General features: G+C 61.7%; 19 protein-coding genes and 1 tRNA gene. 11 read left to right on the top strand and 9 right to left on the bottom strand.

Annotated elements, in window-relative coordinates; translation table 11 throughout:
• Nucleotides 1-241: 241 nt before the first annotated feature.
• From FNJ47_RS38025 to FNJ47_RS37990, 8 genes are all read left to right on the top strand, one after another.
• The gene (locus FNJ47_RS38025) at nucleotides 242-901 is read left to right on the top strand and encodes a Rossmann-fold NAD(P)-binding domain-containing protein (RefSeq protein WP_163160969.1); all 660 of its coding nucleotides are present in this window, start codon (nucleotides 242-244) and stop codon (nucleotides 899-901) included.
• An 85-nt stretch (nucleotides 902-986) separates the two neighbouring features.
• Nucleotides 987-1,415, top strand: coding sequence for a DUF2948 family protein (locus FNJ47_RS38020; protein WP_163160968.1), 429 nt, complete (start codon nucleotides 987-989; stop codon nucleotides 1,413-1,415).
• Nucleotides 1,416-1,615: 200 nt separating this feature from the next.
• Nucleotides 1,616-2,911: a histidinol dehydrogenase gene (gene hisD / locus FNJ47_RS38015; RefSeq protein WP_163160967.1), complete on the top strand. Its 1,296-nt coding sequence runs from the start codon at nucleotides 1,616-1,618 to the stop codon at nucleotides 2,909-2,911.
• On the top strand, nucleotides 2,908-3,411 hold the full coding sequence (locus FNJ47_RS38010) for a UPF0262 family protein (RefSeq protein ID WP_050423302.1): 504 nt from the start codon (nucleotides 2,908-2,910) through the stop codon (nucleotides 3,409-3,411). Before hisD ends, FNJ47_RS38010 begins: the two co-directional genes overlap by 4 nt.
• Before the next feature lie 54 nt (nucleotides 3,412-3,465).
• Nucleotides 3,466-3,930 carry an arsenate-mycothiol transferase ArsC gene (locus tag FNJ47_RS38005; protein WP_163160966.1) on the top strand — a complete coding sequence of 155 codons (465 nt, stop codon included), beginning with the start codon at nucleotides 3,466-3,468 and terminating at the stop codon, nucleotides 3,928-3,930.
• A gap of 198 nt (nucleotides 3,931-4,128) precedes the next feature.
• The gene (locus FNJ47_RS38000; RefSeq protein ID WP_050423304.1) at nucleotides 4,129-4,758 is read left to right on the top strand and encodes a Maf-like protein; all 630 of its coding nucleotides are present in this window, start codon (nucleotides 4,129-4,131) and stop codon (nucleotides 4,756-4,758) included.
• A gap of 315 nt (nucleotides 4,759-5,073) precedes the next feature.
• Nucleotides 5,074-5,256: a DNA gyrase inhibitor YacG gene (gene yacG / locus FNJ47_RS37995; RefSeq protein ID WP_163160965.1), complete on the top strand. Its 183-nt coding sequence runs from the start codon at nucleotides 5,074-5,076 to the stop codon at nucleotides 5,254-5,256.
• 139 nt (nucleotides 5,257-5,395) lie between these two features.
• Nucleotides 5,396-5,471, top strand: a tRNA-Phe gene (locus tag FNJ47_RS37990).
• Nucleotides 5,472-6,449: 978 nt separating this feature from the next.
• Here the strand turns inward: FNJ47_RS37990 and FNJ47_RS53375 are convergent.
• The 3 genes from FNJ47_RS53375 to FNJ47_RS37980 all read right to left on the bottom strand — a co-directional run bounded on the left by FNJ47_RS53375 (nucleotide 6,450) and on the right by FNJ47_RS37980 (nucleotide 7,692).
• Nucleotides 6,450-6,575, bottom strand: a complete 126-nt coding sequence (locus FNJ47_RS53375; protein WP_283806588.1) for a hypothetical protein — start codon at nucleotides 6,573-6,575, stop codon at nucleotides 6,450-6,452.
• Nucleotides 6,576-6,861: 286 nt separating this feature from the next.
• Nucleotides 6,862-7,086, bottom strand: a complete 225-nt coding sequence (locus FNJ47_RS54045; protein ID WP_163160964.1) for a hypothetical protein — start codon at nucleotides 7,084-7,086, stop codon at nucleotides 6,862-6,864.
• A 396-nt stretch (nucleotides 7,087-7,482) separates the two neighbouring features.
• Nucleotides 7,483-7,692, bottom strand: a complete 210-nt coding sequence (locus tag FNJ47_RS37980; RefSeq protein ID WP_074128225.1) for a cold-shock protein — start codon at nucleotides 7,690-7,692, stop codon at nucleotides 7,483-7,485.
• Between the two features lie 420 nt (nucleotides 7,693-8,112).
• Between FNJ47_RS37980 and rpsU the strand changes: the two genes are divergently transcribed.
• Entirely contained in the window at nucleotides 8,113-8,382 is a 270-nt protein-coding gene (gene rpsU / locus FNJ47_RS37975; RefSeq protein WP_163160971.1) for a 30S ribosomal protein S21, read from the top strand.
• A gap of 490 nt (nucleotides 8,383-8,872) precedes the next feature.
• On the top strand, nucleotides 8,873-9,109 hold the full coding sequence (locus FNJ47_RS37970; protein ID WP_163160963.1) for a DUF6894 family protein: 237 nt from the start codon (nucleotides 8,873-8,875) through the stop codon (nucleotides 9,107-9,109).
• Between the two features lie 56 nt (nucleotides 9,110-9,165).
• On the opposite strand, the gene FNJ47_RS37965 is transcribed toward FNJ47_RS37970, so the two are convergent.
• From FNJ47_RS37965 to FNJ47_RS37940, 6 genes are all read right to left on the bottom strand, one after another.
• A complete protein-coding gene (locus FNJ47_RS37965) occupies nucleotides 9,166-9,393 on the bottom strand; it encodes a hypothetical protein (RefSeq protein WP_163160962.1) in 228 nt (75 codons plus the stop codon).
• 294 nt (nucleotides 9,394-9,687) lie between these two features.
• Complete coding sequence (locus FNJ47_RS37960; protein ID WP_236000332.1) at nucleotides 9,688-9,972, bottom strand: hypothetical protein; 285 nt, start codon at nucleotides 9,970-9,972, stop codon at nucleotides 9,688-9,690.
• A 44-nt stretch (nucleotides 9,973-10,016) separates the two neighbouring features.
• A complete protein-coding gene (locus tag FNJ47_RS37955) occupies nucleotides 10,017-10,298 on the bottom strand; it encodes a DUF1488 family protein (RefSeq protein ID WP_163160970.1) in 282 nt (93 codons plus the stop codon).
• Between the two features lie 40 nt (nucleotides 10,299-10,338).
• Nucleotides 10,339-10,635: a hypothetical protein gene (locus FNJ47_RS37950; protein WP_074128800.1), complete on the bottom strand. Its 297-nt coding sequence runs from the start codon at nucleotides 10,633-10,635 to the stop codon at nucleotides 10,339-10,341.
• A complete protein-coding gene (locus FNJ47_RS37945) occupies nucleotides 10,628-10,894 on the bottom strand; it encodes a hypothetical protein (protein WP_163160961.1) in 267 nt (88 codons plus the stop codon). Before FNJ47_RS37945 ends, FNJ47_RS37950 begins: the two co-directional genes overlap by 8 nt.
• A 355-nt stretch (nucleotides 10,895-11,249) precedes the next feature.
• On the bottom strand, nucleotides 11,250-11,495 hold the full coding sequence (locus FNJ47_RS37940) for a DUF6894 family protein (protein ID WP_163160960.1): 246 nt from the start codon (nucleotides 11,493-11,495) through the stop codon (nucleotides 11,250-11,252).
• A gap of 186 nt (nucleotides 11,496-11,681) precedes the next feature.
• Between FNJ47_RS37940 and FNJ47_RS37935 the strand changes: the two genes are divergently transcribed.
• Nucleotides 11,682-11,876, top strand: a complete 195-nt coding sequence (locus FNJ47_RS37935) for a hypothetical protein (RefSeq protein ID WP_163160959.1) — start codon at nucleotides 11,682-11,684, stop codon at nucleotides 11,874-11,876.
• Nucleotides 11,877-13,577: the final 1,701 nt, after the last annotated feature.

Raw genomic sequence — 13,577 nt, 5'->3', positions numbered from 1 at the left:
GGGGTGGCCACACGGCGTGCTCTCTCGAATCGCCTTCAATTGTGTAACCGAGATTGCGATGCCGATTGCTTCGTCGCGCATCTCGCCCTGGGCTTACCCCTCTCCCTAACCCTCCCCCGCAAGGGGGAGGGAGCCTGACCGACGTGCTCACCTCACTAAGGCTTCACGCGCTGATATATCTTTTTCGACACGGCATCTGTCGTCTGAGCGCATCCCGTCAGAACGGAGAAGGGCACGTGACGTGAAGGTGATCCTGTTCGGCGCCACCGGCATGGTCGGGCAGGGCGTGCTGCGCGAGTGCCTGCTCGATCCCGGCGTCGAGCGCGTGCTCGTGGTCGGGCGCAGCCCGACTGGCCAGCGCGACGCCAAGCTGGTCGAGCTGATCCACGACAATTTCACCGATTACAGCGCGATCGAGCCGCAGCTTGCCGGCTATGACGCCTGCTTGTTCTGCCTCGGCGTCTCCTCGATCGGCATGGACGAAGCGCGCTATCGCCATCTCACCTACGACATCACGCTGGCTGCGGCGACTACGCTGGCGCGGCTCAATCCCGGCATGGTGTTCACCTATGTCACCGGACGCGGCACCGATTCCACCGAGCAGGGCCCGCTGATGTGGGCACGGGTGAAGGGCAAGACCGAGAACGACCTGCTCAAGCTGCCGTTCAAGGGCGCCTACATGTTCCGGCCCGCCGGTATCCAGCCGCTGCACGGCGTCCGCTCCAAGACCGGCTGGGTGCAGGCGATCTATCTCGCGACCTCGCCGCTGCTCTCGTTGCTGGTGCGGGTCGCCCCGGGCTTCATGACGACGTCGGAACAGCTCGGCCGCGCCATGCTCAAGGTCGCCCGCGACGGCTACCCCAGGCCGGTGCTGGAGAGCGAGGATATCAATCGCCTCTGACGCCGCGCCGGCCCGGTTCCCTCGACCGGGATTTCCTCGGACGACGTGGGTACCTCCCGGGCGCCAAGGCGCTATAACTACCGTCATGTCCTCGCCTGCTCCCCTGAAGCTGATTGCCCTCGATGCTGATGACCTCGCGGTCATCTCCGCCCACGTGCAGGACGCCCGCGTCCAGCCTGCCGATATCGTCTGGCGCCGGCACGAGAAACGCCTCGTGGTCGGGCTGAACCGGCTGGACTGGGAGCAGACCCTGTCCGGCGGCACCTGTTCGCGCCGGCTGATCGCCGCGCTCCGGTTCGACCGGGTGCTGGCATGCAAGTCGCGCAATATCGACCCGGCGGCCCAGGAGGCCACCCTGGAACTGCTCGGGATCGAATTCCATGCTTCCGACCCGCCGGGCGGCAGCGCGCTCCTGATGTTCGGCCGGGGCGCGGCGCTGCGGCTCGATGTCGAGTGCCTGGAATGCGAATTGACCGATCTCGGGGCTGACGATCTCGGCGTGGTCCGGGGGTAAATCCGTCGTCCCGGCGAAAGCCGGGACCCATTACCACCAAAGCAGGTCGTTTGAACGGGATGGGGCCGCAGCGTTCCACCACAATTGCCATTTGGGGTAATGGGTCCCGGCTTTCGCCGGGACGACGGGAGCCAAGGGTTGACGGCCATTATCCGCCGCGCCATTGAGCAGGGACCCAGAGTCCTCTTCAGAAAGCCGCCATGCCCGTTCGCCTGGACCGACAGAGCGCCGATTTCGACCAGCGTTTCCGCGATTTCCTGGCGGCCAAGCGCGAGGTGTCGGCCGACGTCGAGCGCGCCACCCGCGCCATCGTCGACGACGTGGCGGCTCGCGGCGATGCCGCGCTACTGGAGGCGACCAAAAAGTTCGACCGGCTCGACATCGACGCCGGCGGCCTGCGCATCACTACGGCCGAGATCGACGCCGCGGTTGCGGCCTGCGATCCCAAGACCGTCGATGCCTTGAAATTCGCGCGCGACCGCATCGAGACGTTTCATCGCCGTCAGCTGCCGAAGGACGAGCGCTTCACCGATGCCGCAGGCGTCGAGCTCGGCTGGCGCTGGAGCGCGGTCGATGCGGTGGGGCTTTACGTGCCGGGCGGTACCGCGGCCTATCCGTCCTCGGTGCTGATGAACGCGGTGCCGGCCCGGGTTGCCGGCGTGCCGCGGGTGGTGATGGTGGTGCCGGCGCCGGACGGCAAGCTCAACCCGCTGGTGCTCGCGGCAGCAGGTCTCGGCGGCGTCTCGGAAATATACCGGGTCGGCGGCGCCCAGGCGGTGGCCGCTTTGGCCTACGGCACGGCAACGATCGCGCCAGTGGCAAAAATCGTCGGCCCCGGCAACGCCTATGTCGCCGCGGCCAAGCGGCTGGTGTTCGGCAAGGTCGGCATCGACATGATCGCCGGCCCTTCCGAGGTGCTGGTCATCGCCGACGACACCGGCAATGCCGACTGGATCGCGGCCGATCTGCTGGCGCAGGCCGAGCATGACGTCAGCGCGCAGTCGATCCTGATCACCGACAGTGCGCGGCTCGCCGCCGATGTCGAACGCGCGGTCGAGGCGCAGCTGGTGACGCTGCCGCGCGCCGAGATCGCCCGCACCTCGTGGAACGATTTTGGTGCCGTCATCAAAGTCGCCAAACTGGACGATGCGGTCGAGCTCGCCAATGCGATCGCGGCCGAGCATCTGGAGATCATGACCGCGGACGCCGAGGGCCTGTCGAAAAAGGTCCGCAACGCCGGGGCGATCTTCCTCGGGGCCCATACCCCGGAGGCGATCGGCGACTATGTCGGCGGCTCCAACCATGTGCTGCCGACCGCGCGCTCGGCGCGGTTCTCCTCCGGCCTCGGGGTGCTTGACTTCATGAAGCGAACCTCGATCCTGAGGTGCGGGCCGGATCAGCTTCGTGCGCTCGGGCCCGCCGCGATGACGCTCGGTCAGGCCGAGGGTCTCGATGCCCATTCACGTTCCGTCGGATTGCGCCTCAATCTCTCATGAACAAGCCACCAGACGACGAGGATTCCAACAATCGCATCGTCGCGGTGACGCTCGACGAGGAATCGATCGGCCGTTCCGGGCCCGACATCGAGCATGAGCGGGCGATCGCGATCTACGACCTGGTCGAGCAGAACCTGTTCGCGCCGGAGGGCGCCGAGACCGGGCCCTACACCCTGCATATCGCGATCACCGGCAACCGGCTGATGTTCGACATCAGGAAGGAGGACGGCGCGCCTGTCGTGGCGCATCTCTTGTCGCTGACGCCGTTCCGCCGCGTCGTGAAGGACTACTTCATGATCTGCGACAGCTATTATCAGGCGATCCGTACCGCGACGCCGGACAAGATCGAGGCGATCGACATGGGTCGCCGCGGCATCCATGACGAGGGCTCGCGCACGCTGCAGGAGCGGCTCAAGGGCAAGGTGCGGGTCGATTTCGAGACCGCGCGGCGGCTGTTCACGCTGATCACTGTGCTGCACTGGAAGGGTGAAGGCGCATGATCGGTGAAACGATGATTGACGGGGGCGTACCCCGGTCGAAAAAAGCCTGATCGCATGGAAGCGCCACGCGCGCGCACTCCGCAGGCCGTGCTGTTCGCATGCGGCCACAACGCCGTGCGCTCGCCGATGGCCGAAAGCCTGCTGCAGCAGATGTTTCCGCAAGGCGTCTATGTGCGTTCCGCCGGTGTGAAGAAGGGCGAGCTCGATCCGTTCGCGGTCGCGGTCATGGCCGAGTTCGGCCAGGACATTTCCGGTCACAAGCCGCAGACCTTCGAGGAGCTCGAGGACTGGGAAGGGCTGAACTTCGACCTCATCATCACGCTGTCGCCGGAGGCGCACCACAGGGCGCTGGATCTGACCCGGACGCTCGCCGCCGACGTCGAATACTGGCCCACCGTCGATCCCACCGGCACCGAGGGCTCGCGCGAGCAGAAGCTCGCCGCCTATCGCGAGGTCTGCGACGGCCTCATGATGCGCATCCGCCGCCGTTTTGCCAAGGGCGGCGCGGCGAACCTGTGAGGTTCAGTGAGGCAGGGGACCGGCGTGTTCCGATTGGCGCGATCGGGGCTTGTCGCCAGACTGACAAACAGCTGTGCTTATGGGGCCTTGTCTCCAAGGGGGAGCGCGATTCGCGGCCGGTTCCAAGGTTGTGCATCCATGCCCCATCCGATAGGTTCCGCCGGCGTCCGTCCCCCCGATTCAGCCCAAAAAGCCCGCATGCTAGGCCGTCCCAAATTCGTTCTTGCTTCCGGTTCGCCGCGGCGGCTGGCCCTGCTCAACCAGGCCGGTATCGAGCCCGACGCGCTGCGCCCGGCCGATGTCGACGAGACCCCGCGGCGGGGTGAGTTGCCGCGTGCCTGCGCCAACCGCCTGGCGCGTGCGAAGGCGGACGCCGCGCTGAAATCGGTGCAGCTCGACGACGATCTGCGCGGCTCCTTCATCATCTCCGCCGACACCGTGGTCGCGGTCGGCCGCCGCATCCTGCCCAAGGCCAATCTGGTCGACGAGGCCGCGCAATGCCTTCGGCTGCTGTCGGGTCGCAATCACCGCGTCTACACCGCGATCTGCGTGGTGACGCCGCGTGAGGCGTTCCGCCAGCGCCTGGTCGAGACGCGGGTGCGCTTCAAGCGGCTCAGCGAGGACGACATCCAGGCCTATATCGGCTCCGGCGAATGGCGCGGCAAAGCCGGCGGCTATGCCGTGCAGGGCATCGCCGGATCTTTCGTGGTCAAGATGGTCGGCTCCTACACCAACGTGGTCGGCCTGCCGCTCTACGAGACCGTGACCCTGCTTGGCGGCGAAGGCTTTCCGATCCGCCACGGCTGGCTCAACGCCGTCGCGGTGTGAGGGATCTGCTTTCGCGCGGCGATGGCAGTCCACCTCCGCCGCTTGCGGACCATGGAACGAGCCGATAGCCGGATGCGATAGCTCGTCCCCGCGGGCGCGCTGCCAAAATATCGAAAACAACCCCATGCAAAGGGGCCGTCAACTGCCGGCATCCCTCGCCCCGAGGCTATCGCCCTGCGCTTTCGGGCGAGGTCGCCGGCTTGATCCGCGAGGCCAGGCACCGGCCGGCGAAGACGCATATGCGAGTGCCCTATCCGCAAGCGGGAGGGAGCGCGGCGGAAACATGCGGCAGATGATGTAAACTCCGGCCCAGCCATGACTGACCAAGCCCGAACGCCCCCGGCCACCCCGCGCGCCTGCCCGATCTGCGGCAAGCCCGTCGCGCAGGCCTTCCGCCCATTCTGTTCACCGCGCTGCCGCGACGTCGACCTCAACCGCTGGCTGACCGGCCGCTATGTCGTTCCCGGCCGCGAGGACGACGCGGAGGACCCGGAATAGCCAAGATTTCCCAACAAGTTGGGGAAAGCGCTGGGACCGGGCCTGCCACGCCGAAGCCTTTGGCGAAGGCGGGTGGACACGGCGCCCCGACCTCTCTATAAACCGCCCGCTCGCTCCGGCCTTTCGGCCCCGCGAGTATGCCCAGGTAGCTCAGTTGGTAGAGCATGCGACTGAAAATCGCAGTGTCGGTGGTTCGATCCCGCCCCTGGGCACCAAACTCCTCCGCTTTTCCACGCTAGAGCACGATCTTGTACGATTGCTTCGCTAGATGATCGCGCGAAGGGCGTCCGCGGAATTCGCGTTGACGGACGGGAGCCTTCAGCATCGTTCGCTCTGGCGCCGAGCCGCAGTTCGCAAACCAATGAAGGTCGGGGGGCGGGTGCTCCCCCGCCACCAATCTACGATTTTGTACGACAAGCTACGATCTTATACGATTTCACTGGCTTGATGGTACCGCCAAGCGAGGCTTCGCTGGGGTGAGCGCCTCCATGTCGCCCGCGCCCGCAATCATGCCGTTGCCGCAGCACAAGATCGTACGCCAGGGTGAAGAGCGGCACGTCCAGTATGCGTCCGGCGCTATGCCATGCTTCATGGCGGGCGAAATTGGCCACCAGCAAATCGTGATCCCGAAGACGGCGGCGGACTCAAGAACGGTCAGAGCGCATCTCTGCAATTCGCGTCCACGCCAATAATTGCAGATAAAGCTACGCCAATAGCTGTTGCGCTGGGACCTCTTTGTTTCACCGTGCTTCTACGGAATCTGCTTTTGGGGCCAGAGGGGTATAGGGTCCGATACCGGGCTATTTCATCAAGATCATTTTTCGATTATCCAGCAGGGGCCGCTAAGACGCGGTCCCTATTTCATTTGCATGGCTGTCGCAGGAACGGAGCGCAGTCCAGCCGGGCGCAATGAGGGCATTGGATGAGGATCGAACAGTCGCTTTTCGGCCGTGATTGAGAGGAGATGCCAAGCGTCTGCCGAGCCGCTTGAAGCTTATGCTGCTCTCTGGAAGAGAGAGAAGCGGCTAGAGGCTCGTCTACTGAGGCGACCCTAAACTGGAACCGGCCCTCTGCCGAGCGCGCGTCGGATGATGGGCCGTTCCGCTGGATGGCACAAGCTCGGAGGTTTGCGGGCCTCTCTCAGCGTCTTTGCTTGAAAGGTCGTTCCTAACGAAGCCAACTGAGACGCGGCCTCACTTCGTCTCTGGATGCAGCGCAGCCTTCTTCGCTTCTATCTCAGCAAGGCTAGCCTTGAGACGATCCGTGGTGAGCGGGTCAAAACGCTGACCGAGTGCGCGTCGAAACATGTCGATCTGCATCTGAAGCTCGTCGCACTGCTTGCACATGAGTGCTCCGTACAGCCGCCGAACCTGAGGGCACACCCTCAGCCGGTGGGAACAACTTACCATGATGAAATTCGTTCAACTAACGGGTTGGGCGTCTTCCTCTCGGAGAAAAGGAAAAAAGGCTAAGGAAAGCGAAGGTGATCGAGGGATCAAAACAGCGCCGGAAAATCGCGGAAGCCCAAAAGCAAAACGCTTTGGCACGCGAAATCGCTTGACGACGCTTCAAATAGCCTGGCGCATCTCGCGGTCCCGGCCAAAGCTAGAGCATCGAGAGCACGACGATCCCGTCTTCAAGCTGCCCCGAGGCAAGGCGCGCCCGCGCCATCTGCTCCAGCTCTGTCCGGTACTTATGAAGATAACTAAGGGCTTGCTTGTCTGTGTGAAATGTCGTTGTGAGCCGGCACATCTGTCGAGCTGCGCCGAGCGCAAGAGAGAACGTTATTGTTCCGTCGCCGTGTGACTTGGCTCTACGCACGATCTGCATGCTCCGGCTTGGTGAGGCTTGGTCGTCGGCACATTCATCGACCGCTGTCGAAGCTGACTATCGCGGCAACTTCCTCGCGCGTTTCTTTGACGCAGGCGCCGGCAACGATGCCAGACGCGATGCAACGGCGGCTTCCCGGGTCTCGCGGAGTTCTCGAAGTCGCGCCATGTTCTTGCGAATCTCGATGGCCTGTCTTCCGACCTCCGCCATCGCGCGCGCTCCTTCTTCAGCGGTCAATCGCTTTCGGTTGGCACGCGCCACGCTTTCCGGTGATGATTCCGCCGGCTTCCTGACGCTCATCCTCACCCACTTTCCAACAAGCAAAACCCGCTCAATCCTGAGATCGAGCGGGCAGCATGGCCGTTTCAGTACATCCGTGAAACGACACGACGAAACTCACGCCAGCGAGAGGCTCTCGGCGCTGACTTTGCCCCGCATCTTGTCGGCCTTCACCTCGTAGTGGACCTTTTGGCCCTCTGCGAGACTCGAAAGACCAGCCCGTTCGACCGCGCTGATGTGAACGAACACATCGCTGCTGCCGTCTTCCGGCTGGATAAAGCCGAAGCCCTTTTGGCTATTGAACCACTTAACAGTACCTGTCGTCATCTTCATCTCCAAAGCGCACGAGCGCGTACCGCGTGACAGTCACGCGGCGATTTCAACTTCGTCGATGTCTTTGGAAAAGGAGCCCGCGGGCGCGTTCAACAAGGCACAGCGGCTAATCGATAGTCTCAACATATACACTATGTGCAGGACTTACAAGGGAGAGGGCTCATTTGTTTCAGTTCGGGCCTCTGCAGCTGATCGAGGGCATCGAACGGGTCCGCCGACGGAGCTTAATCAATTGACACGGCCGCGCGGCAGTGATCCGGTCATTCTACTAGGCGTATCGGCATGGCGAGCAGACCGGCTTGTTCGAAGCCGACGAAGAATTACGCCGTTACTCTCATCCTAATATTCGTGAACGTCCCATGCGCGAAGGCTGCGTGCAGGACTGTTCTGGTTCGCAGCCATCGAGGAGTTTTGATGCACGTCCTTGTTCGCGACAACAATATCGACCAGGCACTTCGAGTCCTGAAGAAAAAGATGCAGCGCGAAGGCGTCTTCCGGGAGATGAAGCAGCGCCGCGCCTATGAGAAGCCTTCGGAAAGAAAGACGCGAGAAAGATCGGAGGCCATTCGTCGGGCCCGCAAGCTCGCTCGGAAGCAGGCGATCCGCGAAGGATTGCTGCCGGCGCCTCCGAAGAAAAAGCTTCCAGAGCGCAAGCCGCCTTTGCCGCAGGTCACCGCCACCTAGCAAGGATATCGGCCGGTTACCTCGGCTAAGGTAAAGCGACGGGTCCGAATAGCGCGTGAGACTTATCGAAGCCGGATGGTCTCATCGAGAGGCAGAGCTTTCAATTCGTTCCGTTGGATTGTGGCAGCTGGACATCATGTCTAGGAATTGGATCGGTTAGGGCGCATACTAAGGAAATGAAAACCTATTTCACACCTCGCTTGCTAGAGGTCACCGTGACGCCTCAACAGCCCACGCGCTGGAAATGGCACGTTTCCGAAGCAAACGTTGAGTTGGCTTACGGGTACGCGACCAGCCGAGAAACGGCGCAAATTGAGGGTGATGGTGCTCTATTCGCTATGCTCTCTGTGGGGCCGGTCAAATGACTGCCAAGCGTCCAGGACCCCAACCAGCGCCATTGAAAAGGTATTGCGAGGGAGCAGAAGTCTGACCGTGTCGATGCGAGGAACGAAATCCGCATGCCATCTGTTGCCGCCGAAAGGAAACGCGGATGATCCGCTACTACTTCGACATCAGAGATGACAACGGAATCTATCCCGATGAGGAAGGGATGGAGTTTGCAACGCAATGTGAAGCTGAAGTCGAGGCAGCAGAATCGCTGGCAGGCCTGGCGCGTGACCTTGCCACTCTGGACGATCGACCGGACCTCTCGGTTGAGGTGAGAACCGTCGTTGGACGCGTATTCCAAGCCGCTCTCATTTACGACAGAAGCGAGACGAAGCGGTAAGATCGTTGCAGCTGGCGGCCTTTATCGCTTTCGGTTCTCAGCCTGATTACAGTTGCTTAGCTTAAGATCCGCTGTTCCGCCGCGAGCCATTGATGGACGATCTGCCATTTGTCCTCCGCGCCCGACCGAAAATCCAGCAATGTTGGCTCGCGTCTGGCTTTGATCTCCAGGAAAAACCGCCGCGCGTCGCGTGCGCAGGCTTTTCCATCAAGCGGCTGCGTCTTGATCCAGTGGTCCCATTCGCGAACGATCGCCTGCCTCGCTTCGCGATGATGCGACGTCATCCGGCTGGCCTTATCGGCGGGTTGGCGGGACGCTTGGATTCTCGCGCCAATCGCTCGGCTTTGAGACGCTCGCGGTTGGCGTGGAACGCTTTGTCGGCCTTGGCGTGCTCGCTCGGCGCGGCCTCCACCTTCCGGAACATCTTGTTGGCTTCTCGAGCCGCGGCGGTTGAGCTCTGGCGACCGAAGACTCGGTCTCTGATCGTCCCTGGCACTCGATCCTCCCTAAGTTATGAGACGGGTCTAGACACGACTTCGGCTTAGGCCTCGGGTGTTCGTGCATCGTTGGCGGCGGCCTTACGATTCACGATCTCTCGCCACCTTCGTCAAACGTCCGGGTGTCATTCCGGTTCCTGCGACGACGTCTCCATGCGGAAGTTGCCGGAACAAACTGTCCGTCGACTTGTCGAGCCGTCGTAGGGAGCCGCCGGTTTCGTTGAGGTGACCGACCAGTTCACCGGACAGCCGGTAAATTCTGCTGCCCTTCAGATCGTAAAGCTTCCGGCCCTTAAGGTCGAAAATAGCGGAATTGATCACCACGGCGACGTGCGCGCCATCACTGTTGACTACGTCGCCCTTCAAGCGTGATCTCCCTTGTCTTTCACTTCCTCGTTGGCCTGCGACTATTACGGCTTCCTGAAGTCGATGCTTCTCAGGATGATCCCGGCGGGTACACCTTCGAACTCGCCCGCCATGTATTTGACAGCGGCGCGCGCTTCAACGCGCGCTCGCAGTCGCATGAACTGTGCTTCGCGCTCGCTCGATGCTGCGCGTCCCGCGCCTTCCAGCTCATCCATTGCGGAGGTCGAGATCGCGCAGGGGATGACCTTCGCGCCGTCGCGCATCGAGAACCGCACGATCATGCGGTCGTACTCGAAACTGGTGAAGCAGGCTTGTTCAAGTGCCATGCGACTAATCCGTTGCCGTTGGCCGAAGCCGGCATGGCCTTCAGCCCTGCCCGTCGAGCCGGGCAAAATCCGCAAGAATCGCCGCGACGAGATCGCGATGCCTTGTATCTGCAGGCGACAGGCTCGCCGCGTAGATGTTGAGCACGTAGCGTGCCTTGGCGGCCGCTTCCGGCCAAGAGGTCGCGGCGACCGACATTAGTCCGCTTTCCAGCACGCTTTGCCGTTCGCGCAGTTCTCGCGCACGGCTCTCGACATCCGTCATTGCGCGGCGGATTTCCGTCGCTTTCTGCGCCGCCATCCCGCGATGTTTATCGAGATCGAGCGGCTCGTCAGTCATCCGGCAAGCTCGCGTCGATCCGTTGTGCAACCGCCAGATCGGCCGGGCCGATGGAAAACATCTCCATCCTGGCGCCGTGCGAGGCTGCCGGCACGATCATCATGGTCGCAACGCGACGATAAGACCCGAAGGAAAGGCCTTCGATCATCTCCTCGTCTGTGATGACCTCGTAGCGTCCGGCAGGGAGAGGGTGATCGATGCCCCTGATCTGAAACGAATGCTTAAAGGTGACGACTTCCCGTCGCGAGCGAGTTTTCATGTACGCCCGCCTTTTGCCAATGCTCGGGCGCTAATGTCAGCTTGCCCACGAACGACCATGCGCTCTTTCAGCGGCATTAGCTACCGCTTTCTTGCGATCCGATGTCGCGCCTGGAACGCCTCAAAGCGCTCGCTACTCCGCCGGCGGACGCGTCATGGTGCTCCATATAATCGCCCGTTGGTCGGCATCCATCGGTTACTGGGAGTGAAGTGCGCTCCCGCCAAAGAAGACGAGAAGCGTCCATTTTCACAGCTTCGCCTGGTTGGCCGCCGGTGGTCTTCCGCTTTTGACTACTGTGATAGCTCTATTACCCGCATCGGGCGGTGGCCGACCGCTCGCGCCGAGCAAGATGGCCTTACTGGAAACGTCTGATCTCGAAGGTGAACGTCGCCCGTAAAACCGGTCCACCTTCGTCACGAACGTTGATTGCGAGGCGGCGTGCGGGAGCATCGATGGTGCAGCGTCGAACTTCATCCCTGGCGAGGAGTGCCAGCGCCAAGGTCGCTTCGTGCTGCATAGCCTCCAGCGAAACGAGATCTATCCCCTGTTCGTCGGGAATCATCTCGTCACCTTCGCGCTGATCGAAAAAGTACCTACGCATGCAATTGCTCCCGAATTAGGCGGGAGCGCTGTAGCGTCTCTCTGTCACCGGAAATGCCCAGACAGGATCGGTGATGGTGCCAAGCTAGCCGACTTCCAAACATTCCTCAAACCTAGGCGATGGGTCGGTTCGATTGTGGTTAGGTTCGGGCTGGTATGTTGACCGGCCACGGCGCATACTCGATGAATGAAAAACCGCATCGGTTGGACGACTTGCCCCTCGATTGGCGGCAAATACGCAGTGGCCGAACTCCTCCAGGGTGGTGTGGTCGGCAACGGACTCATCACCTTCGCCACCAAGACGCAGGCCCAGGAATTCATTGATTCTGGCCAGGCCGATGAGCTGGGGTCGCGTGGTTCCGTCCCGAAAAGCCACGAATGACCACGCGCGACGAATGGACCGTAGACCTTGAGTGTCCACGTTGTGGGAGGCTGGACGTGGCACGGCTCTCACAGGCTGATGGCTACGCCTATGTGAGGGGGGACACTGCTACACGCGCCGATCATGTGCCGGCCGGATTTGCCTGCATTGATCCGGAGACCAGCAGCTTTCAGTGCTCGAAATGTCAGCTGCTAATACCGTGACGTTGCTCCCGCAAATGAGCGACAAGCGGGCCGTCACTATTCTTCATTCTTCGCGAATTGCACACTGCGGAGGAGCGTTTCGTCGGGAAGGCCGTCGGCCGACCGGCGGTGACGGGGCCTGGCACATCGTTGCTTCGTAAAGCGGGCCAATCGTCGACGACTTTATCCGATAAGCAGTGGGAGTAGCCAACCGTCGCAATTCCTCCCTGGCGGTTCGTCCGAGAATTGAGCTCAGATTGACGCGCCTGCGATTCATCTCGATTCGGCTTCATCGGTTGGCGTCGCGCGTGCCTCCGCTTCGTTGGCCCACAGAGTTGGAAGTAGATTTTGGTTTCGTAACCATGCGCCAATCGCCCATACGCGTAAAACGGAAATTCGATGCGAAGTATTATCGCAGTGTTGGTTTTGTTTACATGTGTGCAAAGCGCGATCGCTAAGGGACCGGACTGTCGCGCCATCGGAGGCACGACCGCACGCCTGGTCTGCTACGACGCGGCCTATCCTCCGAAATTGGAAAAGCCCGCAATCGTTGAAAGCGACGCAGGGCGGCCTCCATACAAAGACCCGTTTGCAGCAGAAGAAGCTCGGACATCTGCCAAGCTAAAGACTATCTGCCGCGGTTGCTGAAATACTCGGAACGACGCTACTCGTTCGCCGTATCACGGAGCGTGCGACGGCTGGATCGCGACGACGCGGCTCTTGTGGCTAGCTGGCGGGCTGCCTCAAGCTGGCTTCAGCGGCCTTTTCTCCCCTCATCAACGGGAACGATTTGGTGAGCCTTCCTCCAATTCCCGCAGCCGTTCGATTTGCGCTCTGAGACTCTCCGGTTGTTCCGGCTCAAGCTTCAGCGACGCGCGCAGTTGCTGCCCAATGACTCTAAGAATCGCTCGGCAGTGCTTGTGGTCTATGTCAATGCGGTCGGGCATAGCGAAGTCTCCTTTGGCAGAGAAAAGCGCCTGCCCCTCCCGCTAGCATTCCGTCTGCGGGCACGGCTGCTCATTCAATGGAACTCGAGACCGGAACTTTTGGCCATCTGCGCGAGCGCTTGCATCTGAGAACACGCGGGTCCAGCTGTAGGACTTCTGGCTATCCGCGACGTGCGCCGTGTAGTTGACGGCGAGCGACGATCTCATAAATCCAAGTCGTGCGTAGGCATTCCGTTCCTGATCTGCCTACGGAGATAGTTCCGGCTCGCTGCCGCCCAATTCCTGGACGTCCTCGGCTTCTCCGATTTGGCCGTTGCGGCACTGTCGATAAAGGCCGCCCCGGAGGCTTGCCGATCAGTCAAGACAAGACCATTCCCTCATCTCCGCGAACCTCCGCCATCATGCCAAGCGCTCACGCCACCATACTAAGGACAAACAGGGGTTCGTCGTGTCGGTGGTTGCGTATGATTCCCTCCCTGGGCACCATCAGCTTCTTTCCCGACTTCCGTCAACATCCGCCAATCTCCGCCCGTAACAACCGAATTTGTTGGTATCGCTGTTGGTACCGCGAC

The organism is Bradyrhizobium uaiense (genome assembly GCF_010811875.1).
GTDB lineage: Bacteria > Pseudomonadota > Alphaproteobacteria > Rhizobiales > Xanthobacteraceae > Bradyrhizobium > Bradyrhizobium uaiense.
This window is presented reverse-complemented; position numbering and strand designations above follow the sequence as displayed.